The sequence below is a fragment of the Streptomyces sp. NBC_01445 genome (assembly GCF_035918235.1).
In the GTDB taxonomy this organism is placed as follows: Bacteria; Actinomycetota; Actinomycetes; order Streptomycetales; family Streptomycetaceae; genus Streptomyces.
Genome location: NZ_CP109485.1, coordinates 25,279 through 43,751, shown reverse-complemented (window position 1 = coordinate 43,751; position 18,473 = coordinate 25,279). Strand labels below are relative to the sequence as shown.

Here is an 18,473-nt window from a genome sequence, read left to right as displayed (position 1 = left end):
GGTGCAGGCCCCGGACTTGACCGACATCCTGGCCCAGAGCGCGGCGGCCGCGGCCGCCTACCACGAGTACCGGCTGGCCCGCTCCGTCCCCGGTCACGTATCCCGCGTGGCGGACACGCACATCGACGACCCGGTCTACGGCGCGGTCGTCGACCTCGTCACCCCCGCCCCCGGAGCCCCCCTCAGCCAGGCGTTCGTACGACGGCTGCGGGAACTGCTGGACAAGACCCAGCTCGCGGCGGCGGCCGAACTGCTCGCCTACGCCGCGGAGATCCGGCCGGACCAGCGGCATGGGATCAAGGAGCTCGCCGCCGAGACCGCGGCGTGCGCCGGCGACGGCTCCGCGACCGGCGTGGAGGCGCTGAGCGCCCTGGCGTCCTCTCCCAGCCTCGGCGAACTGGTGGATCCCGTACAGCTGCTGCACGCCACCGACCGCTGCGTCCTTGGCTCTCCAAGCGAGAGCTGGATCCCCGGCGTCGTCACCGCCCGCCTGTTTCCCGTGCTGCTGGAGCGCGCGCCGGCCGTCGCGCTGCACAGGTTCTACGAGATCGCCTCAACGAACTGGGGCTTCGCCGCGGGTCTACTGGAACACGCCGCGGAGCTGCTGACCGACGCCCTCGGCGCCGACGCGGCCGCCGCCCTGTGCTCGGCCGCCGCCCGCGGTCTCGCCTGCACCTCACCGGAGGGCAGCGCACCGGACGTCGTGGACGGGGTCCGGCTGGAGCGGCTCATCGAAGGAAGGCGGCAGCCATGACACAGTCCGTCGACGCCGCAGTGGCTCAGGCACACGCGGACGTCGTGGCCCTGTTCCGCGACACCCCCGTCACGGATGCCGCCGGGCTCGCGGCGGTGTGCCGGGCGGCCCGGGACCGGCTCACGGCGATGCCGGTCCCCGACCCGCATGATCCGCATCACTGGGACGCCTACCGGGTGCTCACGCCGACCGTACAGTCCCTCCTCGGCTACGCGCGCGAGGCTGGCGACCCGAGCGGCGAGGCGGCACGCTTCCGTGCCTTGCTCATCGGCGTGCTCCACTATCTCTACGACTCCCGCCGGGCGGCAGCCGGTATCCCCTTGGCAGAGCTGGTGCAACGCGACTGGGAGGAGCACCTCGGGGAGACGCACCCGGACACGATCGTGGCGCTGGAACGGCTCGCCGCCTGCCGGCACGACGGGGAGGGCGCTGAGCAGTCCCGGCCCGTGCTGGAGCGCATCGTCCGGCTGCGGTCACAGAGCCTCGGCGCCGATCACCCGGACACCCTCCACTCGCTCTGCAACTTGGGCGTCTGCCTCAACACTCTCGGCGACTACCGAGAGGCCCTCCGGCTGAACTCCGAGACCTTGCAGCGGTGCGAGCGCCACCTCGGCTCGGACAACTGGACAACCAACCGCGCCATGAACGTCACCGCATCCAGCCTCTTCGGCCTGGGCGAGCACAGCAGCGCACTCTTCATGTACCGGGCCGTACACCGCTGGCACCTCCAGAGGTCGGGCGCGTCCTCCCTGGACACGCTCGACGCGGCGGCCGACGTCGCCCACACGCTTCACGCCCTCGGCGACTACGAGGCGGCCCGCACCCTCAACGCCGACCTGCTCCACATCTATGAGCGCACGGCCGGCAAGGACTACCACGGCACGCAACAGACGCGCGCCCGGCTCACGCAGAACCTCGAGGCACTGCGGCGTGACGCCTAGGCCGTTTCTGATGGCTCCCGGACGGTGTCACGGAGCCAGATGACGATCGTTGCGACGGTCAGGGTGCCGTGGAAGATGTAGTCGCGTTTGTCGTACCTGCCGGCAACCGCGCGGAACTGCTTCCACTTGCTCACGCACCGATCGGCGGCACTGGATCTGGTCGAGGGCCGGGGACCAGCCCCCCAACCGAGCTTGTCTGCCGCGGTGTTCGCGCTGGTCACTAGACTGACCAATGGTCGCCTTGATGTGCCGCCGCAGGTGAGCGCGGGTATCACGGCCGGCCGGAGTGGAGCAGATCGCCCCTCCCCCTCATCCGCACCAAGCCAGGAGGGCGACAGTAGTGCGGCGATTGCGAGTAAGACGGTGTCCTACATGGTGAGTTTGAGGAGCCGTTTGTAGCAGCAGAGGGCTGCGGCGAGGCCGAGAAAGGCCAGGTGGTTGGCCGGTTGGCGCTCGTAACGAGGGCTGAGTCTGCGGTAGCCCGTCAGCCACGACATCGTCCGCTCGATCACCCACCTGCGGCGCCCTAATCGTTCGCTGGACTCGACACCCTTGCGGGCAATGCGGACCCCGATGTGCTTGCCCCAGAGCCATCGCCGCAGGTGCGGGATGTCGTAGGCCTTGTCGGCGTGAAGGCGTTGTGGCTTGAAGTAGCGTCCGCGGTAGGGGTCATGTCTCGTTTGGTGACCCTCGACCATGGGTTTCAACGCGAGGCTGTCGTGGACGTTGGCGGCGGAGAGACCGACGATGAGGGGCAGTCCGTTCGCGTCCGACAGGATGTGCATCTTGGAACCCGGCTTGCCCCGGTCCACGGGGCTCGGACCTGCGTGTTCGCCCCCTCTTTTACCCGCACGTGCGCGGAGTCCAGCACGACACGGGAGACATCGACGAGGCCGGCATCGTCCAGCCGATGCACAACTGCCTCGTGCAGCCGACCCCACACACCGGCTCTCGACCAGATCATGAACCGCCGGTGCACCGTCGACTTCGACACCCCAAAACAGGGCGGCAACGCCCGCCAGGCGCAACCGCTGACCAGTACGTAGATGATCGCGGCGAACAGCGTCTCATCAGGCGTGTTCTGCCTTCCGCCACCCTGCGGCCGCACCCGATCCGCCGGAATCAACGGCCTGGCGATCTCCCACAACCCGTCCGGAACAATCCAACTCCACGTCCCCTGACCCATGTTGAGGAGCACTACCCAGCCTCACCACGTAGGACACCGTCTTAGCTGTCTGTTCCACCCCACCGGGTCGGCCAACGCCAGGGTTCACCGCTGGCAGCAGCAGGACGCAGGCGCGCTCTCGCCGTACTCCACTGAGGCGTCAAGGGCACCCGGGACATTCCGGCGCTGCCTGCGCTGCAGGACGTGACAGGGCTCGTGGGAGGCATCCCACGAGCCCGGTCTGCGTGATCAGTTCAGCCGCTGAGGCGGTGGCGAGGCCCCCAGTCGAACTCGAGATCGCCAGGACGACGTCCTCCAGCGCCCCCTCCCACTGGCCCCTCACTGGCCGGCCGTCTTCGAGGACACCGGACGCACCCTCGCTGACCTTGCCTGCCACGGACAGCTCACCTGGGGACTGCGGGCTGTCCTCACTGACCATCTGCTGTTCGCCTTCAACCGGCTCGGCATCTCTGCGGCCCATCAGAACGTCCTGGCGACCTCTGGCAGCCGCGTGATCTTCCACCGGGAGCTCATACCCGACCAGGCCCCGCGAAGCAGCCGAACTGACTCCGGGACCCCACTACTGTCGTGACAGTGACCATGCACTCCACCGACGCCCCGGCCCGCGATGCGCAGGAACTGCGCGAGGTCCTCATCGCCAAGATCGACAGCCTCGGCAGCTTCCGCACCAGCCGGGTCAAGGACGCCTTCCGCACCGTGCCCCGGCACGTCTTCCTGCCCGATGTGGACCTGGAGACGGCGTACGCGCCCAAGCCGGTAGTCACCAAGCGCGCCGAGGACGGCACCGCCGTCTCCTCCGCGTCAAGTCCCAACATCGTGGCCAAGATGCTCGAGCAGCTCGACGTCCGCCCCGGCCACCGCGTCCTGGAGATCGGCGCGGCCACCGGCATCAACGCAGCCCTGATCGCCGAACTGGCCGGGCCGAGCGGTTCGGTGGTCACCATCGAACTCGACGAGGACCTCGCCCAGCGCGCCCGCACCGGCCTGGCCGCCGCCGGATACGACCAGGTCGAGGTGGTCTGCGGCGACGGTGCCCTCGGCGACCCGAACGGCACCGCATTCGACAGGATCATCGTCACCGCGGGCGCCTGGGACATCTCCACCGCCTGGTGGACCCAGCTCGCCCCCGGCGGACGCATCGTCGTACCCCTGCGCCTCCACGGCAGCGGCCTGACCCGCTCGCTCGCCTTCGACCACACCGACGACGGGCTGATGGTCAGCACCAACGCTGTCGTGTGCGGATTCGTGCCGATGCGTGGCGCCGCCGAAATGGGCGAACGCCACGTCCGCCTCGCCGACGACGTCATCCTCAAGCTCGATGCCGACGACTTTCCCGACGAGCCCGCCCTCGCCCAGGCCCTCACTCACCCCGCCCATGAGCAGTGGACCGGCATCCAGGTCCGTCACAACGAACCCGCCGCCCACCTCGACCTCTGGCTCGCCACCATGAACAGCGGCCTTAGCTTCGGCCGGCTGTCCACCGGCTCCTCCGCCCGCACCCTCGGCCTGGCCGACCCCGCCCTGCGGTGGGCCGGGGCGGGCCTGTACAACGGCGGAACCCTCGCCTACGTGACCGCCCGCCCGGCTGGCGAGAACGCCAACGAGCTCGGCCTCATCGCGCACGGCCCGGACAGCAGCAAACTCCTCGGCCAGGTCAACGACCTCCTTCGCCGCTGGAGCCAGGAGAGGCCCGAGCAGCCCGTCGTCACCGCTTACCCCGCAACCACCCCCGACGCCCGGCTCGCCGCCGGTGTCCACGTCACCCGGCCCGAAACCCGCCTGACTGTCGGCTGGTGACGCCCTGAACGTTCGGTGCGGTGGCGGCGGGCTGGATGACGTGTGGGCCGAACCGGGCGCGGGCTGCATCGGAGGCTGCCTCCAGCTTGCGGGCCTTGTCATCGTGGTCGTCGAACAGGAGTTGGTGGTGCACACCGTCTGCAAGGCCGAGCTGGTCGGCGCGCAGGGAGAGTTGGCGGACGCGTGCCCGCTCGAGTCCGAGTCTCGTGTAGAGGTCGTAGGCGAGGGTGGAGAGGGCTGGGGTGTGGTGGGTGGGTTCGGGCAGGGTGCGGCTGCGGGTGGTGTGGGTGCGGTCGGCGTAGCGCACGGTGAGTGTCAGTCCCCGGCAGACCTCGCCTGTTGTGCGCAGGCGGGCGCCGAGCTCGTCAGCCAGGGCGAGCAGCTCCCGGCGGTGGGCGACCGGATCTAGCTCGTCAGCCTCGAAGGTGTGACTGGTACTGGTGGACCGGACCAGGGCCGTGCGTCGGACCGGCCTGTCGTCCAAGCCGTGGGCGCGGGCGTGCAGCTCGCGGGCGGCGTGCGCACCGAGCAGCCGGATGAGGGGGCCAGCGGGAGTGTCGGCAAGCTGCCCGATGGTGCTGATCCCATACCGGTTCAGGGTTTTGGCGGTCGCGGGTCCGATGCCGGGAAGCGCGGCGAGAGGCCGCAGCCGCAGGAACGCGGCCACTGACGCGTCGTCATCGGCGATGACGGTGATGTGACCGAACGGGGTGGCGGCTGCCGCCATGGCGGAGATGAGCGAACTGGAGTGGCGACGGGTTCCTCGCAAGTCCCATCGGGAGCGTTCGGACAGTTCGTGCTGCACAAGGGGGTAGGACCGCGCCCCACTCGAATGAGTGAAGATGTGCCAGTAACTCGCAGATTTCAGGAGTCAGTTCCCTAAATTGCGAGTCCGTGGGGGATTCCGAAACCCGTCGCTTCACGCTCCTCTCCGGTGGCGATACGCCAGACCTTCCCGAGGGCCCGGACGAGGGGCTCGCGGACGTGCTCACCCTGCAGCGGCCGAGCGTGCCGTCGTCGTCGCGGGAGGCCGAGCGCGACCTGTATCAGGACTCGCTGGCGGAGTACTGCTGGGCCCGGGACGTGGCGGGACTGGCGGCGACCACGCTGAACCAGCTGGTGCAGCCCGTGATCGAGATCTGCACCTTCTACGACGTTCTCCCCTGGGAACTGACGTCACGCATGCTCGACCAGTACTTCGCCGGTCCGGGCAAACGCGGTCGTCAGACCGTCCGCAAGAAGATCACGAACATCGACCACTACTTCGCGTTCCTCGAGCAGCGCTATGCCGGAGAGATCCGCCGCCGGTTCGCGGCGATCGTGGAGTCGCCGGTCGATGCCTTCAACCGGCCCCGGCACCGCGGTGACTTCGGGCTGCGCATCCCGCCGTCGCGGCAGCAGATGGAGGCGTTCTTCGCCGCCTGGCGGCACAGTCTCGCCGCGGCGCGCAAGTACCCGGTGGCCGTGCGGAACTACGTGATGGCCAAGATCACCTACATCTCCGGGGTGCGGGCGTGCGAGCTGTGCCGGGTGCGGATGGGCGATCTGCACTGGGACAACGGCCAGTGGGGCCGGTTCTTGGTACGGGGCAAGGGCGCGAGAGGGTCAGGCCCGAGGGAGCGCGAGGCGTTCATGTTCGCCGAGGGCCGGGAACTGCTGTGGTGGTACGTCGAAGAGGTGCGCGGCCTGTTCTGCGATGACCCACTGGACCCGTACGCTCCGTTGTTTCCCTCTGAGCGGTTGCCGGCCGCGCTGGGGGCGGTGCCCGCGGTGGCGCCGGAGATGCACCCCGACACCTTCCGGCGGGCGCTGCGCGCGGCGTCGCAGGCGCATCTGACCGGAACGGTGACGGTGCTGTTCCCGCATCTGCTGCGCCACGCGTGCGCGACGCACAACTATGAGGCGGGGATGCCTCTTTGGGATGTTCAGGTGCTGCTCGGGCACCAGTGGCCGACCACGACGATCGGCTATCTGGCCTCCGCGAAGGCGGATCCGGAGCGGACCTGCTTGGAATCGTCCCGGCGCGCGGTTCGCCGACTGACAGAGGAGACCTGACGTGAAGTGGAATCTGCGCTGGGTGGCGGCCAAGCGCGACATCTGGCGGCCCAGTGACTTGAAGACGGCCTTCGAGGAGGTGGGCTTCACTCCGTCGCTGAGCAAGGTGTGCGCGCTGTGGTCGGCCAAGCCGCTCACCCTGCGGCTCGACGACCTTGACATGATCTGTGCGGCGCTGCAGTGCACGGTCGCCGACCTGATGGAAGCTGAGCCCTTGGCGGCCGGCGGCGATCTGGGCGAGAGGCCGCAGGCGGTGGGAGAGCAGCCCCGTGCGGGCAGCGGGCAGCGTCCCGTGCCCAAGCAGACCGGTGAGGCCGGCGTGCGTCGCCTGCCTCCGAACTGACCCGTGAGCGCGACTCGGCGGCCCATGGCGGGGAGCTGTGAGCTGTGCTGTACGTGGGGCGTTGTGGAGTTGAGCGGCCTGTGCCCGGAGTGCGCGACCGCGCGCCGCCGCTACCGCAAGGGCGGCACGCACGGCGAGCGGTACCGGGAGGCGTCGTGCCGCCGGTGCGGGTGGCCGGCGATCGTGTCCAGCGACGGCACATGCCGTTGCTGTCGCCTTCTGATTCGCCTGGGCGGCGACGATGCCTGGCTCACCGCCGAGCTCGCGCGCCAGAGCCTGCCACCGGGACGTCCTCAGCAACTCGCGCTGCGCCTTCACCCGGTGCGCCTGCCACGGGCCGACCCCCTGCGCCAGACCGACACCCCGCTGGTGCGCCAGCAGCCGCCCGCCTGGGCCCTGCGCGCGGCCGCGGCGCCCGCGCCGGCCGATGACCCCGCCGTGTGTGTCGAGGAAGTCCCCGGCCAGCTGGGTCTGTTCCCGCCCTGGCCGCGCACCTTCACCCGCGCCCACGCCTCGCGGATCCGCGACCGGCCCTTGGCGGGGCTCTGCGAAGTGGACGCAGTGCTGCGGGAGATGGCCCGCGAGCGCCGCGTCGGCGAGACCTGGATGTTCCACACCAGAAACGGCGCACGCCTTGCCCCTGCCTCCCGGCCACCGGATGAGCAGCGGGTGCGGCCCGAGGCGCTCGCGGACCTGCCGCAGATGGCGCCGACCTTGAAGGAGGCCTTCGACCGTGCCGGTCTGCTCGCCCGCCCTCGAGCCCGCATCGTCCCGACCTGGTACGGGCCCAGGCAGGGGAGTTGCCGCGACTGCCTGGCCTGGACGAACGAGCGAGCCCAACGGTGCGCTGGGTGCCTGAACTGGGCTCATGGCCATCCGAGTGGAACCTGTCACCGGTGCGGCCGCTGGGTGGCACTGCACGACGGCTACTGTCGACGCTGCGTGCTGGTCCTCGCCGAGACCGCGTACGACCTGGACGCCGTAGGACTTCACGGCGGCGACCAGCTGTGGCTCGGCGGCCCCCTGGCCCCGCGGCAACGCACCTCGCGGGTCGGAGACCTCTACGGGCCGCGTCGCCTGCAGCGCAAGAGGAACCAGGCGGTCCGCGCCTCCCGCCGCGCCCGCTCCACCTGCGCTCCCGGTCCGGTCCCCGGGCAGCTGGAGCTGTTCCACCTGGCCCGCGACTGGTCCCGCCTGGACCAACGGCGCCTGCCCGCCCTGACCTTCGCCGCCGAGCAGCTGCTCGACGACTTCACGGCCCACGCCCGCGCCCGCCGATGGGCGTCGAGCACGATCGAGCCCGCCCGGCGCACTCTGCGCGTCCTGCTGGCCCATCTCGGCGCCGAGGCACCACTGCTCGAGGAGGACGTGCGCCTCCTCGCCCGGCAGGACCACTACTCCGGTGCCCGGCTTCTCGGATACCTCCGCCTGATCGGACACCTCACACCCGACCGGCACGGCAATGCCCATCTCGCCCGCGCCCGCCGCCTGGCCGACACCGCGCCCGACCCGTTCCGTACGCCCGTGCACCGATGGATCGACGTACTGACCGGAACCGCCGCACGCCGCAGTCACCCCCTGTCGCCGGTCACCGTGTGCGGCTACGTACGACGGGCCGTAACGGTCCTCAAAGCCTGGTACTCAAGCGGCATCGAGGACCTCCGCACCGTCACCCATGCCCACATCGCTCGCGCCATCACGGAACTCACCGGCCGACCGGCCCAGTCCCGCGCCGTTGCGCTGCGTTCCTTGTTCCGTGCACTCAAGCGCGAAGGCCTCATCTTCCACGACCCGGCCCAACACGCTCCGGCACCAGCCGTGCACAGCCTGCCCAGACCACTAGACGAGGACAAACTCCGCGGCGCGCTGCGCCTGATTCCCGCCGTGCGTACGCAGCTCACTTTCGTGCTCGCCGCCGTCCACGCCCTGAGCGTTCACGATCAGCGCGGCCTGCTCCTCGACGACCTCGACCGCGCCGCCGGCACGCTCCTCGTGCGCCGCCAAGGCGTGCTCCCGCACACCCTCTTCCTCGACGAACTCACCGGCCGCCTGGTCACGTCGTGGCTGGCAGAGCGGAACCGCCGCTGGCCAGTCGGCACGAATCCGCATTTGCTCGTCACGGCCCACACCGCCTTCGACCCGGCCCAACCACCGGTGTCCACGGAGGGCATCGGCAAACCGCTGCGGCGACTGGGGCACCAAATCGGTCGACTGCGCCGCGACCGGATCCTCGACGAGGCCCGGCATACCAGCGATCCGCTGCACTTGGTGCGGCTGTTCGGGATCCACCCGCGCACCGCCATGACCTATCTATATGCCGCGCACCCGGGGCGTTTCCGGCCCGACGTCGTTGCACCGTGAAACCTGTTGCCGCGACCCTGCACGGCAGGCGGATCCTGGTCGAACGCGTCTGTTCCGGCCGCCCGATCGCGCACGTCGCCGCCGAAATGGGTACCTCCCGTCCCAGCGCCTACAAAAAAGGGAATGCGCCGCCAGGCCCCGGCAGGGTCAACTTGGTAGCACTGCCGTGGATTCCCGCACCACCAGCTCGCAGTCGTTGGCAATGACGCCGCGCCGCGGCTCGCCGTTCAGCATGGCGAGCATCGACTCCGCCGCTACCCGTCCCAGCTCACCCAGCTGCGGATCGATCGTGGTGAGCTGGGGCCGAGACGCCAGTGCCATGACGTCCCAATTGTCGAAGCCGACGACGGATGCCTCCTCCGACACCTTGATTCCGAGCGCCTGCAGCTGCTCGACGACACCGCGGGCGACCTGGTCGCTGCCGCAAAAAACCCCGTCGAAGGGCTTTCCGGAGTTGGCGAGGATGCTGGCGGCCTGACGACCCCAGGCCTCGTTCCACTCGCCCCACATGGCCGAGTGCGTGACGGGTTCGAGCCCGGCCGCGTGAAGCTCGTCCCGCATGCCGGCGTAGCGCAGCCGCGCGGACAGATGCTTCTGCGGCCCCGCGATGTAAGCGATCCGGCGATGCCCGAGCGCAAGCAGGTGCGAGGTCGCCAGCCTGGCGCCGTGATCGTCGTTGATGACGATCGAGAGGTCCTCTGGGCTCTGGGACCGGGCAAGCACGTAACAGACCGGAACCTTGGCCGCGATGTCGATCGGCGGCCGAGGCTCCGCGCGACGGCCCGTCACGATGATCGCGTCCACCCCGCGCTCGAGGAAGGTCTGCAGGTGGTAGCTCTCGCGGATCGCGTCACCGCGCCCGTCGGCAAGCAGAACGGAGATGCGACCGGCCCCGAGAGCATCCTCGATGCCCAGCATGATGGGGATCGCGAAGCGCGTGAAGCTGTCGGTGGTAAGCAGCGGTGCCGTAGATGCTGTAGACGCCGCCGTACTGCGGATCCTGCAAGGTGACCTTGTACTTCGGCTTGCGGGGGCTGGGCGAGGCGGTGTTGCCGGGTCATGCAGGCGCGGATCGCAGGCTTCCGTTGGGCATGCCGACCTCGCGTTCCACGGTGTCCCAGACAAGGGAATGGACATCGCCGTACGGGGCGTCGCCCCGCATGGATGTCTGGACCAGGACCCCGTCGACGAGGACGAGGATGCGCAGGGCACTGGCCTTCGGGTCGGCCATCTGGAAGGCGCCCGCTGCCCGGCCGAGCCGGAGGATCTCCGTCAGGACGTCGAGTCCGTCGAGCATGCGCCGGTCCACTTCGGCCGCGAGTTCCGGTCGGCGCGGGGCGGCGACCCAGGCGCTCATCCAGATGCGGGCCTGCTCCGTCCCCAGGCCCAGCATCCTGCCCACGAGCGCGGCGAGCGCCTCGGCGGGAGGCAGTTCATGCAGGGCTTGGCGGTCGCGGTCGTTGTGCGCGGCAGTGGTCTGGGCGAAGGCGGCGACGACCAGGTCGTCGACCGTGGGGAAGTAGTGATGGATCAACCCGGAGGTCACGCCCAGTACTTGGGCCACGTCCCGGGACGTGATCCGGTCGAGACCTACGGTGTCGGCCAGTGACAGGGCTGCCTCGATGATCTCTTGGCGGCGCTCCTCGGGGGATCGGCGGCTGACCTTCTTCGGCATGCCGGACAGTCTATTGACCGCTCGCTCAACGCAGAACGCCCGGGTCGAGGCGTGACCACGCGGCGGCCACCGCCAACACAGGCAGACGTGAGTCTTGACGCCCCTCACACCCCCCTGTTGAATACCTGCTCAATACGCAGTTGAGCATCTGTTCAACATGGAGGTGTCGTGATGCCCGCTTCAGGAGACACACGGACAGAAGTACCACCCACGCCATCCGCCCAGGTCGATGGATCGGCCCCCCAGGACGCATTTGGCAAGGTCGAGACCCGCGGCATCGACCACGTCCCCGAGGATGAGCGCCACGGGCGCCCCTTCGAGCTGTTCCCGGTGTGGCTGTCGTCCAACGTCGGCTACCTCTACATCCTGCTCGGCGGCTCGCTGTCGGTCCTGGGCCTGAGCGTCGCCCAGGCGTTCGCCGTGCTGTTCCTCGGCAGCCTGTTCTGGGGACTGGTCGGGTTCCTCGCCGTCAGCGGTCCCGCCTCGGGCGCACCGAGTCAAGTCGTCACCCGTGCCGTGTTCGGGATCCGGGGCAACCGGATCTTCGGCGCCGCCCTCCAGTGGCTGGTCGCCGTCACCTACGAGGGCATCAACCTCGCCCTCGGCGCCCTGGCCAGCTTCTCGCTCCTCGACTCGGTCGGTCTCCATCCCGCCGTGTGGATCAAGGTCGCGCTCACCGTGATGATCGGCGTCGCGGCGTTCGCCCTCAGCCTGTACGGGCACGCCACGATCGTCCGCTTCAGCGTGCTGTTCTGCGTGCTCCTCGGCGCCTGCGGACTGCTCCTGGGGGGCTTCGTGACGCAGCACGCAAGCCTCCACCCGGCCCACTTCACCGCACTGCACGGCCACGACCTGTTCGCAGCCGCTCTGATCGGCTTCGCCCTCATCGCCTCCGCACCGCTGTCCTGGTCGAACGGCGCCGACTACGCCCGTTACCTGCCCCGCGACGTCAGCAAATGGAAGGTGGCCCTCAGCACGGCCGCCGGCGGCTTCCTGCCCTCCGTGGTGATGGGCGGCATCGGCATCCTCGCCGGGACCGCGGTCGACATGAGCGACCCACAGAACGCGATGCGCGCCATCGTCCCCGGCTGGTTCTACGCCATCTTCCTCGCGGTCATCGTCGTCAGCTCGGTCGCCAACAACGTCATGACCACCTACTCCTCGGGGCTGTCCCTGCAGGCCATCGGCGTACGCATGAGCCGCTCCCGCTCCGTGCTCATCGACGCGGTCCTCGGCGGCGCCTTGTGTGCCTACGCTCTGCTCTCCCCGAGTTTCCTGACGTCCCTCAACAACATCCTGGCCCTGACCGTCACCTTCCTGGGCCCGCTGCTGGCCATCTACGCCACCGACATCGTCCTGCGACGCAACCGCTACGACGGCCTCGCACTGCACCAGGAGCAGCCGGGCGCCCCGTTCTGGTACCGACGCGGCTACCGCCCCGCCGGCATCATCGCGCTGGTCACCGGCACCGTCGTAGCGCTCCTGTTCGTCGACACCACGCTCTTCGTGGGGCCGGGCACCAGTGCTCTGGGCGGTCTCGACCTGTCGGCGCTGCTCGGCCCGCTCACCGCCGCCGCCGTCTACCGCCTGCTCGGAAAGAACCGGGAGACGGCCCGCCCGTGACTCCCCAGCCCCCGCACGGCACCCCCGCCACACCAGCGTCCTCCCCCCAACTGCCTGTCGCCGAGACCTGGTTCACCACCACACGGATCGACGACGCCATCACCCTGATCCACGAACCACACGTGCACCCCTTCCTGCAGGCCAACACCTGGTACATCCGGGGCCGAGACCGCAGCCTCCTCATCGACACCGGCCTGGGCGTGGCACCACTGCGCCCGGCGTTCCCGCAGCTGTTCGCCGACGAACCCATCGTCGTGATCACCCATGGACACCTCGATCACATGGGCGGCGCCCACGAGTTCGCCGACTGCCGCGCACACCAGGCCGAGGCCGTCGAGACCCCACCACCCGGAGCCCTGGCCTCCGCCGCCCTCTTCGACGAACTCGGCATGGCGGCAACCGACACCCCGAACGTGCCGCACCTGCTGATCTCGGCTCTCCCACACGAGGACTACGACCCGGGGAGCTACCGGCTGCGCCCGACCCGGGTAAGTCGGCTTCTGGCCGAGAGCGACACCATCGGCCTCGGCGACCGCGACCTCACCGTGCTCCACCTGCCCGGCCACAGCCCCGGCAGCATCGCCCTGTATGAGCCGGAGACACAGACGCTCTTCTCCGGCGACGTCGTCTACGACGACCGACTGCTCGACGACATCCACGGCGCCGACCCATGCGCATACATAGCCACCATGACCCGGCTGCTGGAACTCCCCGTCCGTGTGGTTCACCCCGGCCACGGCCCGTCCTTCGACGGCGTACGCCTACGCGAACTCGCCGCCGCATACATCGCCTCACACCGCGTCACCCAGGACATGGCGTGACGGCGCAGTCGGGAAACCCTCCGGCCGGAGCCGGACTCGAAGACATCCACGGCAACGCCACCGCCCCCCGGGGCCATCAACACCCCCGCCCCTCACCGCTCTGCACATCAGCCACGACTCCCAACTTCCCCTGCAGTCACGGCCTCTACGCTACGAGGGGAAGGTCAGATGGACGCCGTCCTCTACGTCGACCGCACCGGCATCCCCTGGCGGTAGTTGCCGCACGACTTCGCACCATGGGAGACGGTGTACGGATACTTCGCCGACTGGCAGAAGGACGGTGTCTTCGACCAGCTCAACGGGCTTCTCCGCCGCCTGGTCCGTGAGTTCGGCGAGTACAGCACGCATGAGCTCGGCATCCAGCCCGAGGCGTACGAGACGAAGCTGGACGTGGACTTCGCCCTGCTGTGCGACCAGGACCCGGCCGCCGCGAGGGCCCGCCAGTGATCTGGCGGGCCCTCGCGGCGGGGTGCGTCTAGGCGTCAAGCATGTCCGTGAAGTAGGTGTCGTGTCGCATCTGGAAGGCCTTGGCTTCTTCGCGGCCGCGTTCCGCGTACTCTGCGGCCTTCTCGAAGTACTCCTCGCGCGGCGCACCCGGCGAGAAGATCATCATCATGGACAGCGGCTCATCGGAGTCGTTCTGGAAGGCATGCAGGCCACCGGCGGGCACGTAGAGGAAGTCTCCCTCCCCGCCCTTGATCCAGCGTTCGCCGTTGTAGAACTGGACCTCGCCGGAGAGCACGTAGAACGACTCCGAGATCGCCCGGTGGAAGTGCTCTTTGGCGCCCATGGTCTTCGGTCCCATGTCGACCTTGTACAGGCCGTACTCGCCCCCGGTCGTCTCCTCGGTGGCCACGTAGCTGATGTTGGTGGCGCCGATGAAGCCGGTGTCGGGCTCCTCGGCCGAGGGTCGGTACTTCGCGCTGATCTCGCCGTTGTCGTTGAGGTAGCGAGGGTCGGGGTACGACACGATGGTTCCTTTCGTGAGGGCGGTTTGACGCCGCGACGGGATTCTTCAGACACAGCGGTTGGGTGAGGGCAGTGACACGCCCATCTGCGGCGTTGTCGCAGGTGGGCGGGCTGGGCCGAATGGACGTGGTGACTCGCCCGGTCCGTGGTGCGGCCGGTCACTCAGCTGAGGATGAGCATGGCTGCCAGGGCCGGACCGAGGGCTCCGCCCATGAGGTAGGCGAGTTGGAACAGGCCGATGGCGGTGGGACGCTGGCGTTCGGGGACGGCGGAGGCGGCGGCCATGGACTGGGTGGCGTTGGCGCCGGTCGCGGTGAAGACGGCCAGGCCGATCGCGAGGAACAGGACGATCGCGCTGTGGGCGAAGACGGCCGCCGCGGCGGCGAGCGCTCCGACCGCGAGCAGGAGTGCTCGTACCGTGCTCCGGCCCAGGCGCGTGGAGACGGCGGCGAAGGCGAGGGTGAGCACGGACCCGGCGATCATGGCGGTCATCTGGCCGACCGCGACCGATCCGGTCGACCAGTCGGCCCGGTCGGTGATCAGCTGAGGGATCCCGAACAGCAACGTGAAGTAGAGAACGGACAGGGCGACGGCGATCAGCACCGAGCCGCGGAAGAGCCGGGATCGCAGCGCGGCCTGGGGGACGTAGCCGTGCGGGCGGCGCCGTATGTGCAGGGCCAGGAGGGCGGCGGTGACGGCCGCCACGGCCAGGGCGGGCAGCGGGTTCGACGGCAGCAGGACGATGCCGCTGGACAGGATCGCGAGCAACACGGCGCCGCGGGCATCGAAGCGGCCCTCGGCCGTGGGGGGCGCCTTGGTGGTGTGTCGGCTGACGGCGGGGACGGCCAGGAGCGTGATGATCAAGATGCTCAGGGCCGCCCGCCAGGAGACCGCACTGGTGAGGCGTTCGCCGAGCAGCGGGCCGACGCCTCCGAGGATCCCGGAGCCGGCGCTGATGACGCCCATGCGGCGGGCGGTGCCAGCGAGATTCATGGCAATGGCCATCATGCCTGCGCCGCCCGCGGCCTGTCCGGCCCGGCCGACGAGGGTGAGCGGCAGCCACGGCGAGACGGTCACGAGCGCGGTGCCGGCGACGACGAAGGCCGCGCTGGTCCACAGCGCAGAGCGTGTGCCACGCCGACGCACCAAGGTCGCGATCAGCGGGGTCGCGACGGCCAGCGTCAGCGCGAACACGGTGACCAGCCACGACGCGGTGGCCTTGGTGATGCCGAGGGAGCGGCTCATGTCGCCGAGGATCAGGACGGCGGCGTTGTTGGCGGCGGCGACCGGAGTGGCGAGCAGCGCCAGCCAGAGGACGGGGACGCGGCGGGTGGGTTCGTTCACGGAGGCGTGGGTGTGCGTGGTGGCCGGTCCGGTCGTGGTGGACATGACTCTTCCTGTGCTGGTGGACAGTGGGATGGAGGGGAGGAGGGATGGGGCGGGACTACCCGGTTTGTCCGGTGGTGGCGGCCTGGGGTTCCAGAGGGAGCGTGAGGCGAACGGCCAGCTGGGCGCGAGGGCCATGGCCGGCCTGTTCACCTCGTAGGCGGTCAGCTCGCGGTCACGTCGTCCAGCATCCGAGGCGCGTCGCCGTCGAAGTCGATCCACGGGTTGGTGCCCAGCGCGTCTGCGCCCTCGGCGCTCGGGGCCTCGTAGCGCATGACGAACTTCTCGGGACCGTGGGCGTATGCCACGATCAGGCCGTGCTCGGCGTCCAGGAACGCGCCGTGAGGACGCTTGCCGGGGTAGCTGACGCGCCAGGCCAAGTCGCCGGTCTCCACGGCGGGCACGGAGAGCTTGACGACAACGCCGTCGGGGAGCCGGTAGAACCACGTCATCGGGCCGCCGGACACCACGGTCATAATCTCGTCGATGCCGACGCCGTCGTCGGTGGTGTTGACGTGGAGGCGGCCGAAGCGCGCCTGCACAAAGTGCTTGGCGTCGTCGTCCATGGCCTGCATGTCGTAGACCTTCGGGTACGGAGCGACCCCGTGCTCGGACGTGTTCAGGTGGCCGCCGTCAGGGGCCTCGGGCGTGCGGCCGGCGAGCTGGATGTGCGCCAGCAGGTCGCTGCGGTGCAGGCTGAACATCGAGATCAGCTCGGCCTGCTCGTCCTCCGAAAGCGCCCGGGTCTTGGACACCTCCAGGATCGGGAGAGCCTGATCGGGAACGGGAGTCTGGCTGGCGTGGACGCCCACGGTGCGCAGCACCTCGTTGACGGCGTCGATGCCGATCGTGGACGGCCGTCCGTCGATGTAGGAGAGCGTGAGATCTGCCTTGGTCATTTCCAGTCCTGAGGTGAGTAGCGGTTGACGGCCGCGGGAACCGCCGCCCTGCCCCCTTACGGTCAGGAGCGGCCGGAATCCGCCGTCATCGACGCCTCTCCTAAGGGGTTAGCGCCGCGACACTTCCGACCATCCGCCATCAGACTCGTTTATGGAAATACTTCCTGCGCATCTCTACTATTCGCCCCATGGATGAACTCCAGCGGATCGACGTCAACCAGCTGGTGACGCTGCACGCCTTGCTGACCGAGAAGCACGTCACCCGCGCGGCAGTGCGGCTGCACAAGAGCCAGCCGGCCGTCAGCCACACCCTGGGGCAGCTGCGGACATACTTCGGCGACCCCCTGCTGGTGCGGCACGGCGGCCGCATGGCCCTCACGGCACGCGCCCAGGCGCTGGTACAGCCACTCGAAGACGCCCTGACCAGCTTGAACGACCTGCTCAGTGCCTCCGACTTCGAGCCCGCGCGCACCCGCAGGCGCTTTAGGATCTCGATGTCGGACTACGCGGCGCACATCGTGCTGCCCCCGCTGGTGCGGCATGTTCGCCGCCATGCTCCCGGCCTCGACCTTGCGATCAGTCAGGCCAGCCGGGAGGCGATGCTGGCGCAGCTCCAGGACGGCGAACTCGATCTCGCGCTGGGAATCTTTCCCCACCTGCCCGACGACATCGAGATCCAGGACCTCTACCGGGAGGAATTCGTATGCCTGGCGGACAAGGCGGTCCTCCCCGCAAAGGGAGGGCTGTCGTTCGAGGAGTGGCTGGAGCGTCCGCACATCTCGCTAACCCTGCGACCCGATGCGAACGATGAGATCGAGAAAGCGCTGGCGGCACGCGGACTACGGCGGCATCTGGCCGTGACACTGCCCCACTGGAGCGCGGCAGCCGACCTGCTTCCAGGCACCGACCTCCTGCTGACCATTGCCAGCCGGGCGGTGGGGCCAATGCGCCGGTACAAGACACTGCGGAAGTTCACTCCGCCCCTGGAGCTTCCCCGACCCGCCTACCAGCAGGCATGGCACATCCGGCGGGCAGGCGATCCGGCGCACCGCTGGCTGCGCCGGGCCGTGGTGACGTGCAGTCAACCCAGCGGCCCGAACGCCGCCACCACGGGCGCCGGTGCATGAGGCCCGGTCATGAAGACGCCTGCCCCCGAACGAAGCAACCGCCGGTCCCGCAGCCCGTGATCCACAGGCACGCGCGTATCCGAGTCGTGCACATCAATCACCGAGCGCCCCCAGGGACCGTGCAGGCAGGGAACTTGCGGCCGCTGCGGTCCCCAGGACGGAGAGCCCGGCGGGTTCGCCGCAGGCGCCCCTCTGGATTCTGCGAACCCGTCGGATTCGGGAGGGCCCGCCGCCCACGGTGGCACGCACGCCGAACAGCGCGATCGCCCGTAGCTGCAAGAGCTGGGCCAGTTCGTGGGGTGAACGGTCGAACAGCCTCAGCGCGCCAGTGATGTCCAGATCGACGCTGTGATCTTGAGGGTAGGGCTGATGCACCGGCGTGATGTCTTCGACGAGCAGGAGGAGTTGCTCGAACAGCAGGTCCGGGTCCTGGAACTGGTCGAGATGGAAATGAACCCGCAGGACCTGCCGGGGGCGGCCGCGACGGACTCGTTGCGGTTCTGCCTCGCGCAGGGGCTCGGGCGCCGGCACGGTGC

17 protein-coding genes and 1 pseudogene are annotated in these 18,473 nt (G+C 69.4%); 9 read left to right on the top strand and 9 right to left on the bottom strand.

Annotation, left to right across the window (positions count from 1 at the left end):
- Positions 1-750 precede the first annotated feature (750 nt).
- Positions 751-1,695: a tetratricopeptide repeat protein gene (locus OG574_RS00175; protein WP_326771258.1), complete on the top strand. Its 945-nt coding sequence runs from the start codon at positions 751-753 to the stop codon at positions 1,693-1,695.
- Here OG574_RS00175 and OG574_RS00170 read toward each other — a convergent pair.
- Together OG574_RS00170 and OG574_RS00165 are read right to left on the bottom strand one after the other, a co-directional pair.
- Positions 1,692-1,829: a hypothetical protein gene (locus OG574_RS00170; RefSeq protein WP_326771257.1), complete on the bottom strand. Its 138-nt coding sequence runs from the start codon at positions 1,827-1,829 to the stop codon at positions 1,692-1,694. The genes OG574_RS00175 and OG574_RS00170 overlap by 4 nt on opposite strands.
- Positions 1,830-2,063: 234 nt before the next feature.
- Positions 2,064-2,881, bottom strand: a protein-coding gene (locus tag OG574_RS00165; RefSeq protein ID WP_326771256.1) for an IS5 family transposase whose coding sequence is annotated in 2 segments (ribosomal slippage) — positions 2,064-2,542 and positions 2,542-2,881 — 819 coding nt in all. Because the reading frame shifts where the segments join, the coding sequence is not laid out codon by codon here.
- A gap of 579 nt (positions 2,882-3,460) precedes the next feature.
- Between OG574_RS00165 and fxlM the strand changes: the two genes are divergently transcribed.
- Positions 3,461-4,678, top strand: coding sequence for a methyltransferase, FxLD system (gene fxlM / locus OG574_RS00160; protein ID WP_326778315.1), 1,218 nt, complete (start codon positions 3,461-3,463; stop codon positions 4,676-4,678).
- Here the strand turns inward: fxlM and OG574_RS00155 are convergent.
- Positions 4,641-5,405 (bottom strand): DNA polymerase Y family protein, encoded by a 765-nt coding sequence (locus OG574_RS00155; RefSeq protein ID WP_326771255.1) that lies wholly within the window; start codon positions 5,403-5,405, stop codon positions 4,641-4,643. The genes fxlM and OG574_RS00155 overlap by 38 nt on opposite strands.
- Positions 5,406-5,572: 167 nt before the next feature.
- Here OG574_RS00155 and OG574_RS00150 point away from each other — a divergent pair, with 167 nt between their 5' ends.
- From OG574_RS00150 to OG574_RS00140, 3 genes are read left to right on the top strand one after another with little or no spacing between them, the layout of a single operon-like run.
- The gene (locus OG574_RS00150) at positions 5,573-6,733 is read left to right on the top strand and encodes a tyrosine-type recombinase/integrase (protein ID WP_326771254.1); all 1,161 of its coding nucleotides are present in this window, start codon (positions 5,573-5,575) and stop codon (positions 6,731-6,733) included.
- Position 6,734: 1 nt separating this feature from the next.
- The gene (locus tag OG574_RS00145; RefSeq protein ID WP_326771253.1) at positions 6,735-7,076 is read left to right on the top strand and encodes a helix-turn-helix domain-containing protein; all 342 of its coding nucleotides are present in this window, start codon (positions 6,735-6,737) and stop codon (positions 7,074-7,076) included.
- Between the two features lie 3 nt (positions 7,077-7,079).
- Positions 7,080-9,437 (top strand): hypothetical protein, encoded by a 2,358-nt coding sequence (locus tag OG574_RS00140; RefSeq protein WP_326771252.1) that lies wholly within the window; start codon positions 7,080-7,082, stop codon positions 9,435-9,437.
- Between the two features lie 147 nt (positions 9,438-9,584).
- On the opposite strand, the gene OG574_RS00130 is transcribed toward OG574_RS00140, so the two are convergent.
- Together OG574_RS00130 and OG574_RS00125 are read right to left on the bottom strand one after the other, a co-directional pair.
- The gene (locus tag OG574_RS00130) at positions 9,585-10,355 is read right to left on the bottom strand and encodes a substrate-binding domain-containing protein (RefSeq protein WP_326771251.1); all 771 of its coding nucleotides are present in this window, start codon (positions 10,353-10,355) and stop codon (positions 9,585-9,587) included.
- A 139-nt stretch (positions 10,356-10,494) separates the two neighbouring features.
- Positions 10,495-11,112 (bottom strand): TetR/AcrR family transcriptional regulator, encoded by a 618-nt coding sequence (locus OG574_RS00125; protein WP_326771250.1) that lies wholly within the window; start codon positions 11,110-11,112, stop codon positions 10,495-10,497.
- 171 nt (positions 11,113-11,283) lie between these two features.
- Here OG574_RS00125 and OG574_RS00120 point away from each other — a divergent pair, with 171 nt between their 5' ends.
- From OG574_RS00120 to OG574_RS00110, 3 genes and pseudogenes are all read left to right on the top strand, one after another.
- On the top strand, positions 11,284-12,735 hold the full coding sequence (locus OG574_RS00120; protein ID WP_326771249.1) for a purine-cytosine permease family protein: 1,452 nt from the start codon (positions 11,284-11,286) through the stop codon (positions 12,733-12,735).
- Positions 12,732-13,556: an MBL fold metallo-hydrolase gene (locus tag OG574_RS00115; RefSeq protein WP_326771248.1), complete on the top strand. Its 825-nt coding sequence runs from the start codon at positions 12,732-12,734 to the stop codon at positions 13,554-13,556. Before OG574_RS00120 ends, OG574_RS00115 begins: the two co-directional genes overlap by 4 nt.
- Positions 13,557-13,724: 168 nt before the next feature.
- Positions 13,725-13,883: pseudogene (locus tag OG574_RS00110) on the top strand (transposase); the annotation flags it as partial.
- Between the two features lie 148 nt (positions 13,884-14,031).
- Here the strand turns inward: OG574_RS00110 and OG574_RS00105 are convergent.
- From OG574_RS00105 to OG574_RS00095, 3 genes are all read right to left on the bottom strand, one after another.
- Complete coding sequence (locus tag OG574_RS00105) at positions 14,032-14,526, bottom strand: cupin domain-containing protein (protein WP_326771247.1); 495 nt, start codon at positions 14,524-14,526, stop codon at positions 14,032-14,034.
- Positions 14,527-14,687: 161 nt separating this feature from the next.
- Entirely contained in the window at positions 14,688-15,914 is a 1,227-nt protein-coding gene (locus OG574_RS00100) for an MFS transporter (RefSeq protein ID WP_326771246.1), read from the bottom strand.
- Between the two features lie 161 nt (positions 15,915-16,075).
- Entirely contained in the window at positions 16,076-16,810 is a 735-nt protein-coding gene (locus OG574_RS00095; protein ID WP_326771245.1) for a hypothetical protein, read from the bottom strand.
- 188 nt (positions 16,811-16,998) lie between these two features.
- Here OG574_RS00095 and OG574_RS00090 point away from each other — a divergent pair, with 188 nt between their 5' ends.
- The gene (locus OG574_RS00090) at positions 16,999-17,937 is read left to right on the top strand and encodes a LysR family transcriptional regulator (RefSeq protein WP_326771244.1); all 939 of its coding nucleotides are present in this window, start codon (positions 16,999-17,001) and stop codon (positions 17,935-17,937) included.
- A 93-nt stretch (positions 17,938-18,030) separates the two neighbouring features.
- Here OG574_RS00090 and OG574_RS00085 read toward each other — a convergent pair whose 3' ends face one another.
- The gene (locus OG574_RS00085) at positions 18,031-18,468 is read right to left on the bottom strand and encodes a hypothetical protein (protein ID WP_326771243.1); all 438 of its coding nucleotides are present in this window, start codon (positions 18,466-18,468) and stop codon (positions 18,031-18,033) included.
- Positions 18,469-18,473: the final 5 nt, after the last annotated feature.